Origin of the sequence: Sphingopyxis sp. BSNA05 (genome assembly GCF_013265645.1) — a bacterium.
Taxonomy (GTDB): Bacteria; Pseudomonadota; Alphaproteobacteria; order Sphingomonadales; family Sphingomonadaceae; genus Parasphingorhabdus.
In genome coordinates this window covers 79727-100359 of the sequence record NZ_PYIA01000085.1, presented here as the reverse complement: position 1 = coordinate 100359, position 20633 = coordinate 79727, and the positions used below count along the sequence as shown (strand labels likewise).

Annotated in this window: 23 protein-coding genes and 4 pseudogenes; 21 read left to right on the top strand and 6 right to left on the bottom strand. The window is 56.9% G+C overall.

The window, feature by feature from the left end; all coding sequences use genetic code 11:
• Positions 1-16: 16 nt before the first annotated feature.
• From C8024_RS23325 to rfbB, 14 genes and pseudogenes are all read left to right on the top strand, one after another.
• A complete protein-coding gene (locus C8024_RS23325) occupies positions 17-154 on the top strand; it encodes a lasso RiPP family leader peptide-containing protein (RefSeq protein WP_173204607.1) in 138 nt (45 codons plus the stop codon).
• Positions 155-259: 105 nt separating this feature from the next.
• Complete coding sequence (locus tag C8024_RS09905; protein WP_367947266.1) at positions 260-2032, top strand: asparagine synthetase B; 1773 nt, start codon at positions 260-262, stop codon at positions 2030-2032.
• Positions 2029-2235, top strand: coding sequence for a hypothetical protein (locus tag C8024_RS09900; protein ID WP_173204579.1), 207 nt, complete (start codon positions 2029-2031; stop codon positions 2233-2235). Before C8024_RS09905 ends, C8024_RS09900 begins: the two co-directional genes overlap by 4 nt.
• Positions 2211-2789, top strand: a complete 579-nt coding sequence (locus tag C8024_RS09895) for a hypothetical protein (protein ID WP_173204576.1) — start codon at positions 2211-2213, stop codon at positions 2787-2789. Before C8024_RS09900 ends, C8024_RS09895 begins: the two co-directional genes overlap by 25 nt.
• Positions 2783-3529: a glycosyltransferase family 2 protein gene (locus C8024_RS09890; RefSeq protein WP_173204573.1), complete on the top strand. Its 747-nt coding sequence runs from the start codon at positions 2783-2785 to the stop codon at positions 3527-3529. The genes C8024_RS09895 and C8024_RS09890 overlap by 7 nt, the downstream gene beginning before the upstream one ends.
• Positions 3530-3743: 214 nt before the next feature.
• Positions 3744-4286 (top strand): sulfotransferase domain-containing protein, encoded by a 543-nt coding sequence (locus C8024_RS09885; RefSeq protein ID WP_173204570.1) that lies wholly within the window; start codon positions 3744-3746, stop codon positions 4284-4286.
• Between the two features lie 319 nt (positions 4287-4605).
• The gene (locus C8024_RS09880; protein WP_173204567.1) at positions 4606-5016 is read left to right on the top strand and encodes a hypothetical protein; all 411 of its coding nucleotides are present in this window, start codon (positions 4606-4608) and stop codon (positions 5014-5016) included.
• A gap of 74 nt (positions 5017-5090) precedes the next feature.
• Positions 5091-5645, top strand: coding sequence for a hypothetical protein (locus C8024_RS09875; protein WP_173204565.1), 555 nt, complete (start codon positions 5091-5093; stop codon positions 5643-5645).
• Positions 5642-6088, top strand: a complete 447-nt coding sequence (locus C8024_RS09870) for a hypothetical protein (protein ID WP_173204562.1) — start codon at positions 5642-5644, stop codon at positions 6086-6088. The genes C8024_RS09875 and C8024_RS09870 overlap by 4 nt, the downstream gene beginning before the upstream one ends.
• Positions 6043-6636 (top strand): hypothetical protein, encoded by a 594-nt coding sequence (locus C8024_RS09865; RefSeq protein WP_173204558.1) that lies wholly within the window; start codon positions 6043-6045, stop codon positions 6634-6636. Before C8024_RS09870 ends, C8024_RS09865 begins: the two co-directional genes overlap by 46 nt.
• 215 nt (positions 6637-6851) lie before the next feature.
• Positions 6852-7729 (top strand): annotated as a pseudogene (rfbA, locus tag C8024_RS09860) (glucose-1-phosphate thymidylyltransferase RfbA).
• Positions 7729-8271 (top strand): dTDP-4-dehydrorhamnose 3,5-epimerase, encoded by a 543-nt coding sequence (gene rfbC / locus C8024_RS09855; RefSeq protein WP_173204555.1) that lies wholly within the window; start codon positions 7729-7731, stop codon positions 8269-8271. The pseudogene rfbA and the gene rfbC overlap by 1 nt, the downstream one beginning before the upstream one ends.
• Positions 8268-9134, top strand: a complete 867-nt coding sequence (rfbD, locus tag C8024_RS09850) for a dTDP-4-dehydrorhamnose reductase (protein ID WP_173204552.1) — start codon at positions 8268-8270, stop codon at positions 9132-9134. The genes rfbC and rfbD overlap by 4 nt, the downstream gene beginning before the upstream one ends.
• A pseudogene (gene rfbB / locus C8024_RS09845) lies at positions 9127-10181 on the top strand (dTDP-glucose 4,6-dehydratase). Before rfbD ends, rfbB begins: the two are co-directional and overlap by 8 nt.
• A gap of 266 nt (positions 10182-10447) precedes the next feature.
• Here rfbB and C8024_RS09840 read toward each other — a convergent pair.
• The 6 genes from C8024_RS09840 to C8024_RS09815 are packed head-to-tail and all read right to left on the bottom strand — an operon-like array spanning position 10448 to position 16448.
• Positions 10448-11623, bottom strand: coding sequence for a CaiB/BaiF CoA-transferase family protein (locus tag C8024_RS09840; protein WP_173204549.1), 1176 nt, complete (start codon positions 11621-11623; stop codon positions 10448-10450).
• The gene (locus C8024_RS09835; RefSeq protein WP_173204546.1) at positions 11620-12552 is read right to left on the bottom strand and encodes a hydroxymethylglutaryl-CoA lyase; all 933 of its coding nucleotides are present in this window, start codon (positions 12550-12552) and stop codon (positions 11620-11622) included. The genes C8024_RS09840 and C8024_RS09835 overlap by 4 nt, the downstream gene beginning before the upstream one ends.
• Complete coding sequence (gene leuD, locus C8024_RS09830; protein ID WP_173204543.1) at positions 12549-13166, bottom strand: 3-isopropylmalate dehydratase small subunit; 618 nt, start codon at positions 13164-13166, stop codon at positions 12549-12551. The genes C8024_RS09835 and leuD overlap by 4 nt, the downstream gene beginning before the upstream one ends.
• The gene (locus tag C8024_RS09825) at positions 13166-14560 is read right to left on the bottom strand and encodes a 3-isopropylmalate dehydratase large subunit (protein WP_173204622.1); all 1395 of its coding nucleotides are present in this window, start codon (positions 14558-14560) and stop codon (positions 13166-13168) included. Before C8024_RS09825 ends, leuD begins: the two co-directional genes overlap by 1 nt.
• On the bottom strand, positions 14557-15057 hold the full coding sequence (locus C8024_RS09820) for a DUF3598 domain-containing protein (protein WP_173204540.1): 501 nt from the start codon (positions 15055-15057) through the stop codon (positions 14557-14559). The genes C8024_RS09825 and C8024_RS09820 overlap by 4 nt, the downstream gene beginning before the upstream one ends.
• Before the next feature lie 14 nt (positions 15058-15071).
• Positions 15072-16448: an alpha/beta hydrolase gene (locus tag C8024_RS09815; RefSeq protein WP_173204537.1), complete on the bottom strand. Its 1377-nt coding sequence runs from the start codon at positions 16446-16448 to the stop codon at positions 15072-15074.
• 86 nt (positions 16449-16534) lie between these two features.
• On the opposite strand from C8024_RS09815, the pseudogene C8024_RS09810 reads away from it, so the two are divergent.
• The 7 genes and pseudogenes from C8024_RS09810 (at position 16535) to C8024_RS21520 (ending at position 20451) form a co-directional block, all read left to right on the top strand.
• Positions 16535-17214 (top strand): annotated as a pseudogene (locus C8024_RS09810) (isochorismatase family protein).
• On the top strand, positions 17211-18098 hold the full coding sequence (locus C8024_RS09805; RefSeq protein ID WP_254305773.1) for a polysaccharide deacetylase family protein: 888 nt from the start codon (positions 17211-17213) through the stop codon (positions 18096-18098). Before C8024_RS09810 ends, C8024_RS09805 begins: the two are co-directional and overlap by 4 nt.
• Entirely contained in the window at positions 18095-19018 is a 924-nt protein-coding gene (locus tag C8024_RS09800; RefSeq protein ID WP_173204534.1) for a polysaccharide deacetylase family protein, read from the top strand. The genes C8024_RS09805 and C8024_RS09800 overlap by 4 nt, the downstream gene beginning before the upstream one ends.
• A pseudogene (locus C8024_RS21535) lies at positions 19015-19449 on the top strand (aldehyde dehydrogenase family protein); the annotation flags it as partial. The gene C8024_RS09800 and the pseudogene C8024_RS21535, both read left to right, overlap by 4 nt.
• Positions 19407-20051: an aldehyde dehydrogenase family protein gene (locus C8024_RS21530; protein ID WP_367947269.1), complete on the top strand. Its 645-nt coding sequence runs from the start codon at positions 19407-19409 to the stop codon at positions 20049-20051. The pseudogene C8024_RS21535 and the gene C8024_RS21530, both read left to right, overlap by 43 nt.
• Positions 19949-20269, top strand: coding sequence for an aldehyde dehydrogenase family protein (locus C8024_RS21525; protein WP_367947268.1), 321 nt, complete (start codon positions 19949-19951; stop codon positions 20267-20269). The genes C8024_RS21530 and C8024_RS21525 overlap by 103 nt, the downstream gene beginning before the upstream one ends.
• Positions 20266-20451, top strand: coding sequence for a hypothetical protein (locus tag C8024_RS21520; protein ID WP_254305772.1), 186 nt, complete (start codon positions 20266-20268; stop codon positions 20449-20451). The genes C8024_RS21525 and C8024_RS21520 overlap by 4 nt, the downstream gene beginning before the upstream one ends.
• Positions 20452-20633: the final 182 nt, after the last annotated feature.

The window sequence follows — 20633 nt, the reverse complement described above, 5'->3', positions numbered from 1 at the left end:
TTGTAAAGGTACTCTCATGCAAACTGAAGCAAACGACCAAAACAACGCCAAGGCCATCTATGAGAAGCCGGAGTTGGAAGATCATGGTTCGCTGGCGGAGCATACGCAATCTGATCCCTTCGGCGGCGGAGGACCTGACTTTGGTTCTTCATGAGCTTTTAGAATCCAGGTAAATTATTGAGCGGCCTGCATAGCAATTTACGCCGGCCGATTGGTGGAATCCGTGTAATCCCCATTCCATCTATTGAGAAAGCCCCATATGGTGGATGCGATTCTGGAGGGTATGGTTGGGTATCGCCTTGGGCGAAACGGGTTTGCGCCTCCAATATCCGCTTCCGTTCAAGTTGATGCGGCCGGTGCGTTCCACGCCCACTCTAGTTTACATGTCTATCCTGTAAATCGGGGCGGATGGCTGGTGGCGGATGCCCGGCTAGACAACCGTGACGAGATCATCGAAAAATTACCGATACCGGCAGCGCAGACTAAGAACATGGTCGATACCGCGCTATTGGCTCAGGCTTATGATGTTTGGGGCACCGATGTCGGTTCCTATTTGCTTGGGTCATGGAGTTTTGCGGCGTGGAAGCCACAAGAGAAACAGCTGATACTGGCGCGCGACGCTTTGGGTTTCAATTCGCTTTATTATCACCTTTCTCCCGGCGGGATCACATTTGCCGACCGAATGCCCTCGCTGCTCGCTCATGCCGACACCAGGCGGCATCTCAATATGGCTGCGCTGGCGCAATTATCCTACGGCACAAAAAGAGACACCAGCAGCTTTTACAAAAACATCCATAAAGTTCCACCCGCCAGCCTCTTGATTTTCAACGAGGGCACGACGCCGCGCCGTCATCGCTATTGGGATCCGGGAGAGGTTCCCGATATACGGCTCCGCAGCGATGATGAATATCGCGAGGCATTTCTCGAGACCTACCGCACAGCGGTGGCGAGCAAATTGCACGGCGAGGGGCCGTTTGGGATCACTCTGAGCGGCGGACTGGATTCGGGTTCTACGGCAGCATTGGCGGTGCCGATGCTGGCTGCGCGCGGACAGCGGTTAAAGGCCTTCACATGGACTCCGGGCGGAGAGACGCCGGACGTCAAGAACGACCGCACACCCGATGAATGGGCAAATGTGCAAAGACTGGCCGCATTTACCGGAGGGATTGATGTCACGCGGGTCTCCGGATTCCCGACTTCTCCTCTCAAGGCTCTAAGGACAATGCTCGACATCACCGAGGAGCCGGGAAACGCGCTGGCCGGTTGGTCATGGTATTATGGTGTGTTGCAACAAGCCGGACAAAGCGGAATCAAGACGCTGCTCACCGGTGAGGCAGGCAATTTCACGGTTTCGCTTGACCATATGGAGCGTAGGCGATCTTTCTGGCGACGACATTATCGGCGAATGAGAGAACGAATTAAAGCACACCGGCGCGGCGACCAGGCACATGCCCGCATGCTGATCCGCCCCGATTTTGCACAAAGGATATTGGAGGCATCGCCCCCCGCCGACCCCGAATTGCACGATAAATGGAAAACCGCGCCGCAGCCGATGCGATCAGCCTATAATATCATGCAATCGGGCGGGTTGACCGTATCGAGAGAGATTGCCGGCCATTTTGGCGTCGACCTCCAGATTCCAGCGATGGACCGCAGGCTGTTCGAATTTTGTTATGGCATCCCACCCGAACAATATGCGCGCGGCGGCGAGGGTCGCTTGCTTATCCGTCATGCTTTTGCCGGCCTTATGCCGCATGAACAGCTGTGGGATAAAAAGCGCGGACTGCTGGCCGGCAATATGAACCAGATATTATCTGGGAGTCGTGATGAAATCATGGAGATCATTGAAAACGCAAGGTCTTCGCCGATCGCCAGCGAAGCGCTTGATCTCGACTGGATAGAAAGGAGTGCCAATACGATATGTTCAAACGGGGAAAGCAGAGGCCTTTTAAACGGCAAGATAGTGTTGCGCGGCCTGACTTACGCCATGTTTCTCGAACGGTTCAGTGATACAGATACGGGAGCGGAATGATCAAGGCGACAGCTGTTTCCCTTGGCGATGTGAGCCGGCCTTTCGTGCTGATACTGGGCATGCATCGTAGCGGTACCAGCTGCTTGGCGGGCGCGCTCGAGCGTTGCGGGCTGCATCTGGGCGATGTCCGCAGGACGGGTACGCACAATAAAAGGGATATTTTGAATCTCGCGAGTTGGTGGCGCTGCATGACGAAATATTGACGACCAATGGTGCGGCGTGGGACCGGCCAGCAGTGGCCGTGGATATCGCGCCCGCACAGCAATTAAGGCTCGCGCGCTTTGCCGCTTTATTGGCTGCGGACCGGCCCTGCGGCATCAAGGATCCTCGCACTTTATTGCTGTTGGACGACTGGTTGAATATAGCGCCCCAACCGGTATCTTGCATCGGAACATTCCGTCATCCTCTGGCGGTGGCGTCCTCGCTGCATCATCGCAATGGTCTGCCAATTGAGCGCGGGTTGGCACTTTGGGAAGACTATAACCAACGGCTGATCAAGCAACATCGGAACGCCCCCTTTCCCATCATCACCTATGACTTGAAACAGCCGGGCAAGTACCGACAAACGATCAAGGATCTTGCCGGCGATTTGGGATTGCAGCCGTCGTCATGGAAATTGTGGCGCTTTGTCAGTAGCAATCTTGATCATCAACGACCATCTTCAGACGCCGAAATGCCCAAATCTTGCGCACATCTATATAGCTATCTATGCCAGCACAGCCTGAACCCTCCGGAAAGCAACCTTGTTCGATGCTAATGGCGCTCAAAAGCCTGCCACGCCGGCTGGCGAAGAAATATTTGTGGTCGCGGCGGATGCGCGCGACTGAGTCGTTGCGACCATCGCCATCTGCCTCGCCAATCTATGTGTTCATCAAAAGCTGGAACCGCCCGCTGCATCTTTGGGCGTCGCTAGATTCCTTCTACCGAAACACCAAAAGCCCCTGCCGGTTCGTGCTGATCGACAACGCGTCCGACGATCCGGTGGTGGACCAGATCATAGCGTCTTTTTCACGGCGCGGGATGTTTCATGCGGTGCATAAAATGCCCGAAAATATTCCCGAGAATCAGGAAATGATTTACGCGCAGCACCGCGCCGATATGGGCGACTATATGGTTCTCGCCGATGGCGATGTAACGATCGATGACGGTCAGCCTGATTGGCTCTCGCGGATGTTGAATGTTATGCAGGTCCGGCCAACCTTGGGGCTGCTTGGAACGTCGATTGATTTGTCAGACTTTATTTCCCCCGTACAAGCCCGACAAATAGCACCCGGCATGCCTGAAGATGTTTTGATGGCCTTGATCAAAGCAAAGAGTCCCGAACGCGCTCAGCCGGATGCGCATGGTATGGATATCATTAATCCGTATAAGCCTGCTGGACGGTTGCTGCTTGCGAGGACAGAAACGCTCGATAAAACCGGCGCCTTGATTGGCAACAACAAACTATGCGAGGCTGTAAAAATGCAGGCTATGATATCGGCATCACGCCAAAAGTAGTGCATCGGCACCTCTCTTTGCTCAATCTGTATGATTATCCCGAATATGATTTTGGACAATTGCAACGCTATTTGGGGAAAGTTTAGTTCGTGCTGCCCAATTTCCTTTGCATCGGCGCGCAGAAATGCGGCACTACGAGCTTGTGGCATTTGTTGAATGCGCATCCTGATATCTATATGGCCAGCCCGCGCGAGACCCGTTTTTCAGCGAGGATGTGCGCTATGCTGAAGGTTTGGCCGCTTATGAGCTAAGGCATTTCGCGGGCTGGAACGGCGAGGTGGCAGTGGGAGAGAAGTGTCCCGAATATCTCTATTTGCCGAAAGTGCCGCAACGTCTCCATGATGGTCTTGGCAAAGATCTGCGGTTACTGATCAGTCTGCGTAGTCCAGCCGCCCGCGCCTATTCGCATTATCGCCACAATGTCGCGCAATTTCGCGAATCACGGTCTTTCGCAGAAGTTGTCGAAAACGAGGCAATGTCGCTCGTGACTGGCAAGCGCGACCAACCGCCATTCGGCTATCTGGGCCGCGGCCTGTATGCCGAGCAGATCGAACGCTATCTGGATAAATTTCCCACCAACCAATGTCATTTCATTTCTTTCGAGGCAATGACACAACGTCAATCGTCGATCATGCAAAGCATCTATTCCTTCCTCGGTGTTGCCCCTTTCAAAATCACCAGCCGGTTTCGTCAGGGCGGCCGCCCGCTCGCAACTTACAATTGCTGTCGGGCGACCAAGGTAACGAAGCCGTCGTAACCGTGAATACCGGTGGGCGAAATGAGGCTGCAAAGCCGGTTAAACAAAGTCTCGTGACTTTGGCAAAAACGGCCTTGGGGCATCCACCGCGATCAGCCACGGGGGTCGATACTATCACTGTGCGCAACCCGTCGAAGCAGTTACGCGCCTTTGCATCGCGGACAAGCGCGTTGGGATCGCTGCCGTTAGGATTAACGGCAGAGGAAGAACTGCGTATCAACCGGAGATATTTTTCCGATGATATCGCAAAGCTGAGCAAGCTGATACCTTTCGAGGTCGGGCATTGGCTAGATCGCTCCCTCGCACCGAAAGCGAACTCATGATGGAACAGATCACGTTCAACATAATCTACACGCCGGGTACGGTGATCCACCTGCTGCCCTTTGTGCAGTCCTTGCTGCGCCAGAGCGCGGCGCGTTTCCGCTTGGTCGACAATGGCTGTATGATGCCGGAACGCAGGATATTAGAAAATTTTGTCAAGACCCATGAGAGGCTCGAACTATGGCAAATGTCCGGAGATGGTTGCCGCCCGCATGGCGAAGTGCTTGATGCACTTTTTGCTCTGGAAACGCCGGGACCTTTTGCCTTCATGGATTCCGATATCGTCGCATCCGGCCCGTTTCTGGACGATGTGCTCGATACCGCAAAACTGCGCCAGCGGTATTCTCGGGTGCACCGGTTTGGCTGGCGGACGGCGCTGGCATATTCAGGGATGATTTTCAGAGCCTGACTGGTGAATATATCTGGGATTCACGAGGCGATTGCCTGGGCTGCACTTACCTGGCCGTCTATGACCGCGCGCCGTTGGGCGACATCATGAGAAAATATGACCTGCGGTTTGGCGAGTATCGATGGGAAGCTTTGCCGCCTACCGTGCAACAGGAGTTGATACGGCGCGGACGCAAAGCCGCGATTTATGACACCGGGAAAGTGATCAACGCCATGCTGCCCACACCGGGATACTACATAGAGCTGCCCCATCTACATCATCTGGGCGGATTTAGTTTTCCGGCATTGCGCGCAGCGGGACCGCAAGGTCGGCTTGCACGTTGGGGACTCGACAAGAGTCGCTTGCTTGCACCGCTGCTCCGCCTTAGATCGCTGCGCAGATATCGGCGTTTTGGCGAAGCTGCCGAAGCCCGTTCACATTACACCCGCCGCGTCCTCTTTCGCGATCCCGTTCGGGAATATTTCCACTCATTGTTGCGCGATATTTCGATGAGCGGCACTTCCTTGCCAACTATGCCGGATACCGACTGCGCCTCGGTCAACGCGCAAGTTGCTGCAGCCACAACCGCGATCCTGGAGAACTGCTCCGCTGAGGGGCAAACCGCAACACATGCGGTCAACCTGCGATGACCCGATTTCATTATCATGCCTATGGCATGCAAATCACCTCCAACCAGCCGCTTGATTCATTGAAACCAGGCGCTGGCGGAGGCTCTGCCGATCTGACTTTGCAATTCTCGGAGATGGCAGAATTGCCAGAACAGTCGGCAGGCCATTCGATATTGCGGACCACGGGACTGAACGCAGCCGGTCTACCCTATCTCGAGATATTGATGGCGGATGAAGGCGGCAATGGCCCATGGCTGGCCAAGCACCGGAGCGACAAAGGTGCGATCGATTATATCCTGCACCTTTCGCCCAAACGTATCGAGGTCATCGTACAATCTGGAACGCCAGCCGAGGACGTCGAAGCCTATCTTACCGGCGCAGTTTTCGGGTATTTTTGCGGCTTTGCGGGAATAGCTGTTTGCATGGTGGTTTCCTTTCATGGCACGGAAAAGCTATCGGTGTAGTTGGTCCCAAAGGCGCTGGAAAATCCTCTCTGACCGCAGGCTGGGCCCAGCAAGGTGTGCCGGTTTTAGCCGATGATGTCGGGCGCTTGATCACCAACGGCGAGAATTGGAAAATTGCATCCGCTTATCCCAGAATCCGGCTTTGGCCCGAGACCTTCAATGGTCTCTTACTCGAAAATTCGCAAAATATTGGCAGCGTAATGTCTTTCGCTGACAAGCTTTATGTTGATCTGGAGCAATCGCCATTCCGTTTTGAGGCCGAGGCAAGGCCGTTGGGCACGATTCTTGTTCTGGCGCCACGTAGGGCAGGTGAGTTAACAATTGAGAAACTGAGCGGCGCCAGTGCACTCGCCGCTTTGCTTGGCCAAATATACGCGCCGCAGGCGGGCGGGAAGCAAGCGCGCATACGCGATGTGAACAGGCTCACCGACGTTATAAAGACTGTTTCCGTCTACCGCGCCGCCCTACCCGACAGATATGACTGGCTGCGCCATAACAGCTTGGAATTACTCGACCGCATAACCAACCAATGCAGTAGTGACATATAGTTCGCCCCTGGAAGTTTAGCCGGTCAGGGCCGACATCCGCCCATCGATCTATTGAGTGCCGACGACATACATATAATTCTTATCCACAAACGCGGCAGTCGCGCTCCGACCATGCGAGCAATTTTTGCACATTGGGCACGGGGTTGGCAATTATGCTGCACTGGCGCTAGTGCCTGGCTACAGCTATTTTCGAGGCCGTAGATAAAGGAGGTTGCGTGCGTAAGGGCATTGTACTCGCAGGAGGTTCCGGCACTCGGCTTTATCCGGCTACCAAGGCGATTAGCAAACAACTCATGCCGATTTATGACAAGCCGATGATCTATTATCCGCTATCGGTGCTCATGATGGCGGGTATCCGCGAAATCATGATTATTACAACCCCCGATGACGCATCATCATTTCAACATCTGCTCGGCAACGGCAGGGATTGGGGCATTGACCTGACCTATGCCGAGCAGCCCGAGCCAATGGGCCTTGCCCAAGCCTTTCATATTGGCGAGAATTTTATCGGAAATGATCCGAGTGCGCTTATCCTCGGAGACAATATTTTTATGGTCATGGCCTGCCCGAGTTGATCCGCGCTGCCAATGATCGGGATTATGGTGCAACCGTATTTGGCTATCATGTCAAAGATCCGGAGCGTTACGGCGTGGTCGAATTTAATGCTGATCGTCAGGCTATTTCCATCGAGGAAAAGCCCGCAGAGCCAAAATCCAACTATGCCGTTACGGGCCTCTATTTTTATGACGATCAGGCCGTGGAATTCGCCAAAACGGTCGGACCATCGCATCGCGGGGAGTTTGAAATTACCGACCTCAACCGGCTCTATCTCGAACAAGGCTCGCTCAATGTCGAGATTATGGGCCGTGGCTTTGCATGGCTCGACACCGGCACGCATGATAGTCTTCTGGAGGCATCGCAGTTTACACAGGTGATAGAAGACCGCCAAGGCATGAAAATCTGCTGCCCCGAGGAAGTGGCGTGGGAAATGGGCTTTATCGATGATGAGCAATTGCTGCGAATAGCGCAGCCGCTTATCAAAAGTGATTACGGCGTATATCTAAAGCGTTTGCTCGAACGGAAGCATGACTGATGCGATTGGTTGACACCAGCATAGCAGATATCAAAATTATCGAACCTGAAGTGTTTGGCGATGATCGTGGCTTTTTCTACGAAAGTTGGAATGAGGCGAGGTTTGCCGAGCTGGGGCTGGAATTGAAATTCGTACAAGACAATCACAGCCGGTCGGCCAAAGGTGTGTTGCGCGGGCTGCATTACCAGATACAGAAACCGCAGGGAAAACTGGTCCGCGTCGTGGCGGGGTCGATCTATGACGTCGTGATCGATTTGCGGAAATCCTCGCCGACATTCGGCAAATGGGAAGGCTTCACGCTGTCGGAAGAAAATAGAAACCTGCTGTGGGTGCCTCCGGGCTTTGCTCATGGGTTTCTATCGCTCGAAGACCGGACGGAGGTGCTATACCGCTGCACTGATTTTTACGCGCCGGAACATGAGCGGTCCTTGCTGTGGAATGATGCAGAGCTCGGCATCGACTGGCCCCTAGATGGCGAGCCGCTCTTATCGGACAAAGATGCCGCAGCCGTGGCTTTCGCGCAGGCGGAAACATTTATATGAAGGCGCTTGTTTTCGGCGGCAGTGGGCAGCTGGGGCGAGCCCTGCAAGCCAAAGCAGGTGATGGCTGGACAATAGAAGCTCTCGGTCGAGCAGAATGCGACATCACCGATGAGGGTGCGACCAGGGCAATGATTGCTGCCAGCGATTGTGATATTATCATCAACGCAGCGGCATATACTGCCGTGGATAAGGCCGAGGGCGAGCGGGCGCTGGCGCGAAAGATCAACGGGGATGCGCCGGGCTGGATAGCGCAGCAATGTGCAGCTTCGAACAAGGCGCTAGTGCATATTTCAACCGACTTCATCTTTGGCGAAGGCCACGACGAGCCAATCAAGCCAAACGCCAAAGCTTCGCCGCTCAGTGTTTATGGCGCGACCAAGCTAGCCGGGGAGCTTGCGGTACAGGCAGCCTTACGCGACGTTTTGATCATTCGTACTTCACGGGTTTATGCGGCAGAAGGTTCGAATTTCGTTCTCACTATGCTTCGGCTCATGGCCGAGCGAGATGAATTGGACGTGGTAGCCGACCAGACCGGGTCGCCGACTGCTGCGGGAGACCTTGCGGATGCGGTGATAAGATTTGCGGATGCTGGAGCGACGGGCATCTATCATTTCACAAACGACGGAATGTGCAACTGGCATGAATTTGCCATCGCAATTGCAGAAGAGAGCCTGGCGGTTGGATTGCTCGGAAAATGCCCGATCATCACCGCTGTCCCGACAAGTTGCTATCCTACACCCGCTCGTCGCCCGAGCTATTCAGTGCTCGACAAGCAGGCAGCATGGAACGTCCTGGGTAGTCCGGACCGCCATTGGCGCGACGCCCTGCGTGACACCATTTTGGAGATCAAGGAGAATGGCTAATTTGCTCGTCACTGGCGGCGCTGGATTTATCGGAGCAAATTTTGTCCGTTACTGGAACGGCAAGAATCCCGGTGACACGATTACGGTTGTTGATGCGCTCACTTATGCGGGTAATGCGCAAAGTCTCGAAGGCGTTAATGCCGAACTGGTGGTTGCTGACATCTGTGACCATCCCGCAATGACGGCTTTGGTGAGAGCCCGCGATATTGATACCATTGTCCATTTTGCAGCAGAGAGCCATGTGGACCGGTCGATTGATGGCCCCGACGCTTTTTGCAAACCAACATTATCGGTACACACAGCCTGTTGAAAGCAGCCAAAGAGAACTGGCTGGATGGCGGGGGAAAAGCACACCGTTTCCATCATGTTTCCACCGATGAAGTTTATGGTAGCCTTGATCCCGGTGATCAGGCTTTCAGCGAGACCACAGCTTTTAGACCCAATTCGCCATACGCGGCATCGAAGGCAGCAAGCGACCATCTGGTCCGTGCCTATCACCAAACATATGGGCTGGAGACCACGACCAGCAACTGTTCCAATAATTACGGACCCTACCAGTTCCCCGAAAAACTGATTCCGCTGTTTCTTCTCAACTGTCTCCATGGCAAGCAGCTTCCAATCTATGGGGACGGCATGAATGTGCGCGACTGGTTGCACGTGGAAGATCATTGCAGAGGAATTGAAGCAGTGATTGCAAAAGGCCAGATTGGCGAAACCTATAATATAGGTGGCGGGCAGAAACTAACGAACCTGTCGGTAATACAAAGACTGTGCGAAACCGTAGACGCTGCCTTTGTTCACGACCGCGCCCTAGCCCGACATTTTCCAGACGCACCTGCAGCGCAGGGAAAGTGTAGCGATACACTTCAAATCTTTGTCGCTGACCGGCCGGGGCATGATCGCTGCTATGCGATTGACGAAACGAAAGCTCGCGAGCAGCTTGGTTATCAGCCCAGCCGCACTTTCGAAGAGGGTCTGGCGCAAACGGTCAAATGGTATCTACACAATCAGAATTGGTGGCAGAAGTCGACCACGTGGGAAATCTAGCGAGTCGAAGACAAAGAGGGTTCCTATCAGGGAATCGGCACCTGCTATTCAACCATGCGTCTTTTGTACCATCATCGCAAAACGAACAATCAGGACGGGTTGGGAAAATAGGGATCGTCCTCCATTAAAATTCTCCGGGACGCTCGGAAACTGCCTTCGTCCAACTACAGGCGCACCCTTTACGTTACGCTTGAACTGCCGCCCGAGGTGATTCCTGGCGGTAGCATACGCGGGTATCACAGCTTCGGCTTGCAACGGGGTGCCGGCTAATGCACGATGCCGGCCGCCTTGAGCGTGGCGATCTGTTCTGCGGTGAAGCCGAGTTCGCCCAGCAGGGAGCCGGTATCGGCCCCTTCCGTCTTCAGCGTGGCCGCAGCCGAGGGGCGGGTGCCGTTCATTTCGATCGGCAGGGCCGGCAGCCTGGTCTGCGTGCCATCGACCAGGGTCACGTCTTCCAGCCCGCCACTGGCGGTCAGATGCGGATCATCGAACATGTCCTCGGTGCGTGCGATGGGGGCAAAAGGCAGGCCGGTGCCGTCCAGCAGGGCGATCAGATCATCGCGCCTGTAGGTCGCCACCAGCTCGCGGATCTGCGGCATGATCCGGTCGCGCGCGGCCACACGATTGTTGTTCTCGCGAATGCTTTCGTCGGCCCATAGTTCGTCCAGCGCGAAGAGCTTGCAGAATTTCTCCCATAGAGCGTCGGTGACCACGCCGATGAATATCGGATCATCCTTTGTCTGGAACACATCGTAAATCGCCCAGGCCGAAATCCGTGCGGGCATCGGGTCGGCAGCTTTTCCGGTGACCGCCTTCTGCGCCATATGCTGGCCGATCAGATAGACGGTGGTCTCGAACAGCGAGCTTTGTACTTTCTGCCCCTTGCCGGTGCGATGGCGTTCCTCGACGGCAGCAAGAATGGCAATGACGCCGAACATCCCGCCGGTCACGTCGATGACGCTGGAACCGGCGCGCAACGGCTGGCCGGGAGGCCCCGTCATATAGGCAAGTCCGCCCATCATCTGCGCAACCTCATCGAGCGCCGTGCGGTTTTCATAGGGACCGGGAAGAAAGCCTTTTTCCGAACAGTAGATCAGACGCTCGTTATTTTCGGACAGCGCCTCATAGCCGAGTCCCAGACGGTCCATCGCGCCGGGACGGTAATTTTCGATCAGGATATCAGCGTCCGAGACCAGTTTTCGCGCGATAGCCAGCCCTTCCGGATCCTTCAGATTGAGCGAGATGCTCTGCTTGTGCCGGTTATACATCGGGAAATAGCCCGATCCCGAGCCGACCAGATTGCGGGTCCGGTCGCCGCCGATCGGTTCGACACGGATGACGTCCGCGCCCAGCGAGGCGAGAATCGCGCCGACCGCCGGCCCCATCACCATATGGGTGAATTCGATGACTTTCAGGCCTGCAAGGGGAGTCGGTTGGTTCATGCTGCTGCTTTCTCAAATCCAAGGGGAAGGCCTGCGTCTGGGGTGAAGCCGTACAGGGGCTCGCCGGGAAGCGCTTCGGCCACGATATCACGCACTTTGAGCAATTTTTCCAGATCGATACCGGTGTCGATGCCCATCGCTTCCAGCATGAACACCAGGTCTTCGGTCACGATATTGCCCGAAGCACCCGGCGCGAACGGACATCCGCCAAGGCCACCGAGCGAACTGTCGAAGGTGGTGATTCCTTCAGTCAGGCCGGCCATGACATTTGCCAGACCCAGCCCCCGCGTGTTGTGGAGATGCAATGTATTGAGCTTGTCCGCGCCGATTGCCGCCTTCACCTTGCGCACCAGCCGCGTCACTTGCGCGGGATTGGCATAGCCCGTGGTGTCGGAGAGGCCGCATTCGGCGACACCGGCCTCCATCGCCGCTTCAGCCAGACGGACGATCTGGTCGTCCGGCACAGGCCCCTCGAGCGTGCAGCCGAAAGCGGTCGACAGGCCGACTTCGAAATGGGGGCGCTGGCCCTCGGGCTGCTGCGCGACCAGATCGGCGATGCCCCTGATCTCCGCCAGCATCGCCGGATGATCTTTGCGGACATTGTTGATCGAGTGGGTTTCCGACATGGAAAAGGGGATCGACATCTTATCAACACCGCAGGCGATGGCGCGCTCGGCGCCCTTCAGATTGGGTATCAGCGCCACCACGTCGAGATTCGGGATGGTCTTGGCAAAAGCGACAATCTCCGCCGTATCGGCCATCTGCGGGAGCAGCGAAGGCGGCACGAAGCTGCCGACCTCGATCTCGCTCACGCCAGCCTCTGCTTCGGCCCGGATCCAGGCCTTTTTCGCTTCAGTTGCCATGACACGATCCACGCTTTGCAGGCCGTCGCGCGGCCCGACTTCGCTGATCGTCACGGATTTGCTCATCTGTTTGCTCCTAGATATATCCACGGTCGCATGGCGCGGTCAGCCTGCTGCCATGCGGTGATTTCATCGGCCATTTTCAGGCTGAGATCGATAGCGTCCAGTCCTTCCAGCAGCATCGCCTTTGCCTCGGCCTCAATCGGGAAGCTCCAGATTTGGCCGTCGGCGGTTGCGATGGTCTGGGCACGCAGGTCGACGGTGACCGCTGTCTTGGACCGTTCGATCGTCGTGATCGCAGCGGCATCCAATATCGCTGGCAGGATTCCGTTGCGCACGCAATTTCCGGCAAAAATGGGCGCGAAGCTTTGCGCGATCACCGCGCGGAAGCCATATTCCGAAAGCGCCCAGACCGCATGTTCCCGGCTTGAACCCGAACCGAAATTGGTGCCGCCCAGAATGATCTGGCTATCAGCATAGACCGGATCGTTCATCACGAAATCGGTATCGGGCTCGCGACCGCCTATCTCGGTGTAGCGCCAGCCGGCAAACAGGCCGTCGGAGAGGCCGGTCTTGCCGGTGCTCTTCATCTCGCGCGATGGAATGATCTGGTCGGTGTCGATATTGTCGCGGATCAGCGGCATCGGCAGCGAGATCAGGATTTCAAAAGCTTTCGCCATCAGACCAGCTCGCTTTCCAACAGGTCCCGGGGATCGGAGATCATGCCGGCGAGAGCACTGACAACCACCGTTTCCGGACTGGCAATATGGGTCCGGACATTCGGCCCCTGGCGGCTTTCGAAATTGCGATTGGTCGTAGAGATCACCCGTGAACCGGCCGCAAAGCTTTCGCCCCCTGCGTAAAAACACATGGAACAGCCGCTCTCGCGCCATTCGAACCCGGCATCGGTGAAAATCCGGTCGATCCCCTCCGCTTCTGCCTCGCGCTTGACACGGGTGGAGCCGGGCACACAGATCGCCTTGATTCCCTCGGCGATTTTCCGCCCCCTGAGCAGGGCGGAAGCCCGGCGCAAATCGGACAGGCGGCTGTTCGTGCAACTGCCAATGAACGCAGCGTCGATCGGCACCCCCCTGATCGGCTGGTCCGCCGTCAGGCCGATATAAGCGAGAGGTGCTGGCGGGGCGTCGACCGGGACGGCACCGTCAATGCTGCATGTCTGGCCGGGATTGGTACCCCAACTCACCATCGGCGCGATCGCGCCCGCATCAATTTCGATCTCCTGGTCGAAGACCGCCTCGCTATCACCGACCAGTTCCCGCCAATGGTTGCAAGCCCGCTGCCATTGGTCACCCGAGGGGGCATAGCGACGACCTTCGAGATATTCGAACGTCTTGTCGTCCGGCGCGATGAAGCCGGACATGGCGGAAAATTCCGTCGCCATGTTGCACAAGGTCATCCGTCCTTCCATATCCAGCGCCGACACCGCTTCTCCGGCAAATTCCACGGCATGCCCCTTGCCGCCGGCCGCACCATGGTGCGCCAGCAGGGTCAGGATCATATCTTTCGGCGTAACTCCGGCGGCTAACTTGCCCGTGAACGTCACCCGCATGGATTTTGGATTGGACAGGCGCAGCGTACCGGTCGCCATGGCATGTTCGGCCTCCGAGGAACCGATGCCCCATGCCAGAGCACCAAAGGCCCCCTGCGTGCAGGTATGGCTGTCCGGCGCAATGACCGTGGTACCTGGCAGAACAATGGCAAGCTCCGGCGATATCACATGGACGATCCCCTGGTCGGGATCATTGACATCGAACAATGTGATCCCCGCTGCCCTGGCCGCGGCGCGTGTCTCGGTAATGAAGGCCTGACCACCGGGCATCAGCGTCTGGTCCGTGCGGCCCGGCCGCGTGTCGACAATATGATCGGTAACGGCAAACACCCGAGACGGATCGGCGACCTTGCGACCGGCTTCCGCAAGCGAATTCAGCGCTGCCGCTCCGGTACGCTCGTGCAGGAACACCCGGTCGATGGCTATCAGCGCTCCGCCGCCAGGCAAATCGGCCACCACATGGCTGCGCCACAATTTGTCGAAAAGGGTCAGCGCCTGTTTCAGATGCCCAGCCCCATTTCCTTGTCGATCGCGCGCCAGTCCTTGGTTACGAAAGTTTCCTGAATCGCGGTGCGCGTTTCCAGCTTGCCGTCGCGAATCCAGTGCCAGGTCCGGCACCGGTTTTGCCCGTCGTCGCTGATCTGGATTTGTTCGTAGAGATAAAGCGAAGGATCGCCAGTGCGTTGCCAGTAGAGCATCACGGTGCGGTTATATTCATCCAGCGGCACTTCGGCGGCCCAGCCGATGATCAGGTCATTGTTCCACCAGATACGATTGTCGCGATATTCGGCGGGGAACTCGCGAATCTCGGTCTTGCCGTCCGCCCATGTATAATGGTTGGTCTGGTGATAAGGTGCCTTGCTCTCATCATCGGGAAAGCGGCAGAGCAAGCGCGATGCATGCTCGTCAATCTTTTCGTTCTGCGCGTTGAAATAGCTATAGGTACCATCCCAAACGCCTTCGTGGCGCGCCAGCAGGGGCATGTTTTCGCGAATTCCCATAATTTATTCCTTCGTTAGCGTATCTGTCTGTTCTGTAATGCGAGATGATATTCCTTGGCCGCTCTGGCGTTCAGCAATTCGAGATGCCGTTCGGCCAGCATGTGCGGTTCCAGATTTTCGGGATCGAACGGAACGGCGTGGGCCGCCGTTGCCTCATACCATGGTTCGAATATCTCCGCCGCCCGGACAATCTGCCATGCTTTTGTCAGGTAAGAGCCAAAGCGGTCCGGCGAAAGATCGGGGTAGAGCAAATCCGCCTCACCAGCAGGCAGGGTCTCGTACCGGACATCATCCGTACCGAGCCGTTTTGCGCAGGCTTCGACAAGATTCGCCCAGCCAGACCAGTCTGTAGGGGCCTGGCCTTGCCAGTCATCCGACAAGCCGTGCCCGGCCATGTCGATATACACGGCGTCGCTTCCGGTTTTCCTGGGTGCAGCCCGGCCCGGCGCATGCAGCACCAGAGTAGATGCCGCTGGGTTGCCGCACCAGTGTATCAGTCCGTCAAAACCGTCGGATTCAATATGAATGAATCCTTCGTCCGTGACATCGTTCAAGGGACCGGTCACCGGCGTTTCTGTCTGCCGCAGATGCGCCAGACTATGGTGCTGATGGTCGTCCGGCGTCGCAACCTTGCGGGCCGACCATGATGGCGGCAATTCGCCGAGCCGGTCGATATGATCCTGCAACGGATCCCCCTGATAGGCGCTGATCAGGCAGGGTGGCACGTCTGCATCCACCGCCGGAATATCGCGCGGCGCGCGCAGAACAGCCCCATAGCCAAACTGATAGGCATTGCCGGCATCCAGCATTTCCCGGACCACGGCATCCACGCGTAGCGGATCGGCATGGGCCACCGACAGACGATGTTGGTTATCGGCTGCAAACCACGGGAAAAACCAGCTCTGCTCCAAAATCCGGCTCCATAACCAGACCAGATGCTCGCCATATTTTGAAGGGTGGAATTCGGGCAGATATTGCTGGCTGAACAGCTCCATCTCTTCCGGCGTCCATATGGCATAGCCGCCGATCGCCAAAGTCGTGAAGTGATTCGCGTGACGCTTGACCGCCGTGACCAGAATGATCCCGCCACTGTGGAAGCCGTAAGCCGCGCATTTTTTGACACCCAGTGCATCGAGAAATTCGATCAGCGCGTCGGCATAGTCATTGATATCGGGCGTTCCGGGCAACCGGTCCGACTGGCCGAAACCCGGCGTATCAGGGGCGATACAGGTGAAATATTTCCCCCATTTTCGCATCAGGGGTTCATATTCCTTTGAACTGCGCGGACTCTGGTGCACCATCAGCAACACCGGCCCGCTACCCGACAAGCGATAATGGACACGGCGTTTGTTGCCGTTGGACTCGACGTCGATAAAGTGGCGTGTAATCATAAACCCCAATTTGTCCGGACAAATATGTCTCGACAAGCTTTTTCTTGTGATTAAGATGCTTTATTCGAATCCGGAGTACAAAAATTATGACGCTTATTGGTACCAAAATGGTGGAAGATGGCCGCACAGCGAGAGAAATCTTCGACCAGGTGATTGGTAATCCTGCCCGTAAAAAATTTGGATTTGGCGAAAAACTGGCGATCGTCAATGTCGATGTGCAGCAAGCCTATACGCGGACCGACATGTTCAAGACCGCTTATGAGACCGATCCCGGACAGATCGACTATATCAACAGGATTTCGAATCTGGCGCGGGCGAAGGACATGCCCGTGATCTGGAGCCAGGTCGCCTACAAGAATGACGCCGGCGACGCCGGGGTCTGGGGCACGCGCACCGATACCGAAGATTCGCTTCAGAATATCAAATATGGCAGCGAGCGGCACAAACTGGATCCGCGTTGCGAAGTCGGTCCCAATGACCTGCAATATACCAAGCGGATGCCAAGCGCTTTTTTGAAACGCAGCTGGCGAGCTATCTGGTCTGGCACAAGGTCGATACGGTTGTGGTCACCGGCGGCTCGACCTCCGGTTGCGTCCGGGCAACCGCCGTTGATGCGCTCAGCTACGGTTATCGCACGATAGTCCCGATCGAAACCTGTGCCGACAAGCACGAAAGCTACCATTTTGCCAATTTGACGGACTTGCAGATCAAATATGCCGATGTTGAACCGGTGCAGACGGTGATCGACTGGCTGGAAGCGCGATGATGGGGGAGATGCAGAAAGCCGATCCCGGCCTTTATGACTATCTGCCCTACCGCAACCGGCCCAGGATCGAATGGCCGGACGGCAAGACCTGCGCCGTCTGGGTGGCGCCCAATCTCGAATTTTACGAACTCGACCCCGCGGTCAATCCGCATCGTAAAAGCTGGGCAAAGCCGCATCCCGATGTGGTCGGCTATTCCCATCGCGATCATGCCAACCGCGTGTCGCACTGGCGCATGGCCGAGATGATGAGCAAACACGGCTTCCCCGGCTCGGTCAGCCTGTCGGTGGCGCTTTGCGACCATATTCCCGAAGTGGTCGAAGATGCGAGCCAGCGCGGCTGGGAGTTTTTCAGCCATGGCATCTACAATACGCGCTACAGCTACGGGATGGACGAAGCGCAGGAACGCGCGATCATCGAAGACAGTATTGAGACGGTAGAGCGCGCCACCGGTCAGCGGATCCGCGGCTGGCTGGCGCCGGCACTCACCCACACGCCCCGCACGCTCGACCTGATCGCCGAATATGGTCTCGACTATACCTGCGACCTCTATCATGATGACCAGCCCACCGACGTGAAAGTGAAATCGGGGAAGCTGACCGCTATCCCTTACAGTCTCGAGGTCAACGACCATTACGGCTTTTTCATCTACAATATGTCACCACGCGAATATGCCGACACGCTGATCCGGCAATATGACCGGCTGGCAGAAGAGGGCGAAGCGTCCAGAACGGTCATGTGCATCCCGCTGCACAGCTATCTGATCGGTCAGCCTCACCGTATCGGCGCCTTTGAATCGGTGCTCGAACATATCGCCGGCGATGGCCGGGCCTGGATTACAAAGGCCGGCGACATCGTCGATCGTTTCCGGGAGCAAAACGCATGAGCCTTGATCCGAGCTATCTGGAATATCCGAAACGTGGCCGCGGGATGGATCACGACTATTATCCCTATTCGAATTTTTTCGAGCGCAAACCGCTGCAATGGCCGGATGCCAAGAAGCTGCTGATCTGGCCGGTCATCAGTCTGGAATATTTTCCGATGATTCCCGGTGATGATCCGTTTCGCGCGCCGGGTCACATGCAGACCGCCTATCCCGACTATCGCCATTATACCGCGCGGGAATACGGCACCAGAATAGGCATTTACCGGCTGCTTGGCGCGTTCGAGAAAGTGGGCGCCAGAATTTCGGTGGCAACCAACAGTGCAGTCGCCGAACGCTATCCCGAGCTGATCGCGGATATCCTGGCGGGCGGACACGAGATTGTCGCCCATAGCACCGACATGAACGGCACCATTGCCAGCGGATTGGGCGAGGCAGACGAAAAGGCGTTGATCATGCAATCGCTCGACAGCCTTGAAAAAGCGACCGGCGACCGGCCCCGCGGCTGGCTCTCGATTGCCCGGTCACAAAGCTTCAACACGGCCAGATTACTGGCCGGTGCCGGTCTCGATTATATGTGCGACTGGGCCAATGACGAATTGCCCTATGGCTTTCAGACACCGGCCGGCGAGATTACCAACCTGCCGCTCAACCATGAATTGTCGGATCGGCAGATCATCAATGTCCAGCAACAATCGGTAGACAGCTACGCGCAGCAGATGACCGATGCGGCCGACTGGCTACTCGGCGAAGCGGATCAATTCGGCGGGCGGATGATGCCGATGCACCTCACGCCCTATATCATGGGCCTGCCCTATCGCATTGCCGCATTTGAAACGCTGATTGCCGGCCTCGCCGCACGCCGGGAAATCGGCTTTGCGACCGGCGAATCCATCGTCAGCAGCTGGAGATCGCAGCAATGAAGGTCCGCAATCCCCGCACCGGTGAAGCGGACTATGAATTCACCCCCGTGGACAGCGAGGGGGTCGCCGCTGCCGCCAAACGCCTGCGCCGGCACCAGCCCGAATGGGCCGCCATGGCGCTTGCCGAACGCAGCGCCATCCTGCTGCGTTGGGCTGATGCGATAGAGAAACATGCCGGCGCGATCATCGGCCAGCTGACCATCGATACCGGCAGGGCGGGCATCGCGGCAATCGAGGTCGGCGGCGTGCCGGGGACGATCCGGCGCTGGGCCGAACAGGCCCCCGAGATTATCGCGCGCCACTCGCCTTCCGAAATCCAGTCGGCCAACCCGACCGTTATCAACAGCACGCGGCTGGTTCCCTTTGCATTGTTCGGTGCGATAGCCCCGTGGAACTTTCCGATGACGCTCAGCACCATCGACGCGATCCCGGCATTATTCGCCGGCTGCGCCGCGCTGATCAAGCCTTCCGAGATTACACCGCGATTTGTCGAACCGTTGCGGGCGAGTATCGCCGAGGTCCCGGAACTGGCAAAATACTCGAGATTATCGTCGGCGATGCCGCCACCGGCGAGGCTCTGGTCGCCAATGTCGACTATGTCTGTTTCACCGGCTCGGTTGCGACCGGTCGCAAGGTTGCAGTGGCCGCAGCAGAGGCGTTCATTCCCGCCAATCTCGAACTGGGCGGCAAGGATCCGATGATCATAATGGCCAGCGCCGATCCCGTCGAAGCGGCCAGAACAGCGCTCCGGGCCAGCATCCTCGCGACCGGACAGGCGTGCCAGTCGATCGAACGGCTCTATGTGGCCCGCCCGATCTACGACAAATTCCTCGAGACCCTGGTAAACGAAGCGGAGAAAGTGCGACTCAACTATCCGGATATCCACCAGGCGAGATCGGTCCGTTTATCTTCGCGCCGCAAGGACAGAAAATCGCCGAGCAGATTACTGAAGCGAAGGAAAAAGGTGCGCGCATTCTGGCCGGGGGAACCGTCGAAATATTGGGCGGCGGCACCTATTTGCGACCCACAGTGATCGCCGATGTCACGCCGGACATGGCCATCGTCCGCGATGAAAGCTTCGGGCCGGTGCTGCCGGTCATCCCCTTTGACGACGTCGAAGAGGCGATCGCTCAGGCCAATGACACAATCTATGGCCTGTCCGCAGCGGTTCTGGCGGGCAGCACAGCAGAAGCGGAGGCGGTTGGCACCCGGCTGGAAGCCGGCGCATCTCGATCAACGACGGATCGATGACGGCAATGGTCTGGGACGCGGAAAATTCGAGCTTCAAAATGTCCGGCATGGGTCCATCGCGTATGGGCGAGAGCGGGCTCACCCGCTTCTTCCGCAAGCAGGCGCTGATCCGCCAGACCGCAACGCCGGCACGGATACAGGATTTCGCCGAAGAGAATTTTGTGGGCGACGGTCGCCCGTGAGCGGTTGGCGCGCCTGATGGCCGAGAATATGCCAAATATGCTGGCGCATGAAGGCCGCTGGATGGTATCTATCGCCATCAGGACAGTGAAGGCAATCTGCTCGACGAGCATCGCACGCTTACCCGTTGCGAATTTCCGGACGACGGCGAATTTGCCTACATCCAGCATAATGACCTGATCTG

Bases quoted from the DNA above. Each gene is read 5' to 3' on its own strand.
- C8024_RS23325 (WP_173204607.1), top strand. From the start codon at position 17: ATGCAAACTGAAGCAAACGACCAAAACAACGCCAAGGCCATCTATGAG.
- C8024_RS09905 (WP_367947266.1), top strand. From the start codon at position 260: ATGGTGGATGCGATTCTGGAGGGTATGGTTGGGTATCGCCTTGGGCGA.
- C8024_RS09900 (WP_173204579.1), top strand. From the start codon at position 2,029: ATGATCAAGGCGACAGCTGTTTCCCTTGGCGATGTGAGCCGGCCTTTC.
- C8024_RS09890 (WP_173204573.1), top strand. From the start codon at position 2,783: ATGCTAATGGCGCTCAAAAGCCTGCCACGCCGGCTGGCGAAGAAATAT.
- C8024_RS09880 (WP_173204567.1), top strand. From the start codon at position 4,606: ATGATGGAACAGATCACGTTCAACATAATCTACACGCCGGGTACGGTG.
- C8024_RS09870 (WP_173204562.1), top strand. From the start codon at position 5,642: ATGACCCGATTTCATTATCATGCCTATGGCATGCAAATCACCTCCAAC.
- rfbC (WP_173204555.1), top strand. From the start codon at position 7,729: ATGCGATTGGTTGACACCAGCATAGCAGATATCAAAATTATCGAACCT.
- rfbD (WP_173204552.1), top strand. From the start codon at position 8,268: ATGAAGGCGCTTGTTTTCGGCGGCAGTGGGCAGCTGGGGCGAGCCCTG.
- C8024_RS09840 (WP_173204549.1), bottom strand. From the start codon at position 11,623: ATGAACCAACCGACTCCCCTTGCAGGCCTGAAAGTCATCGAATTCACC.
- C8024_RS09835 (WP_173204546.1), bottom strand. From the start codon at position 12,552: ATGAGCAAATCCGTGACGATCAGCGAAGTCGGGCCGCGCGACGGCCTG.
- leuD (WP_173204543.1), bottom strand. From the start codon at position 13,166: ATGGCGAAAGCTTTTGAAATCCTGATCTCGCTGCCGATGCCGCTGATC.
- C8024_RS09820 (WP_173204540.1), bottom strand. From the start codon at position 15,057: ATGGGAATTCGCGAAAACATGCCCCTGCTGGCGCGCCACGAAGGCGTT.
- C8024_RS09815 (WP_173204537.1), bottom strand. From the start codon at position 16,448: ATGATTACACGCCACTTTATCGACGTCGAGTCCAACGGCAACAAACGC.
- C8024_RS09805 (WP_254305773.1), top strand. From the start codon at position 17,211: ATGATGGGGGAGATGCAGAAAGCCGATCCCGGCCTTTATGACTATCTG.
- C8024_RS09800 (WP_173204534.1), top strand. From the start codon at position 18,095: ATGAGCCTTGATCCGAGCTATCTGGAATATCCGAAACGTGGCCGCGGG.
- C8024_RS21520 (WP_254305772.1), top strand. From the start codon at position 20,266: ATGACGGCAATGGTCTGGGACGCGGAAAATTCGAGCTTCAAAATGTCC.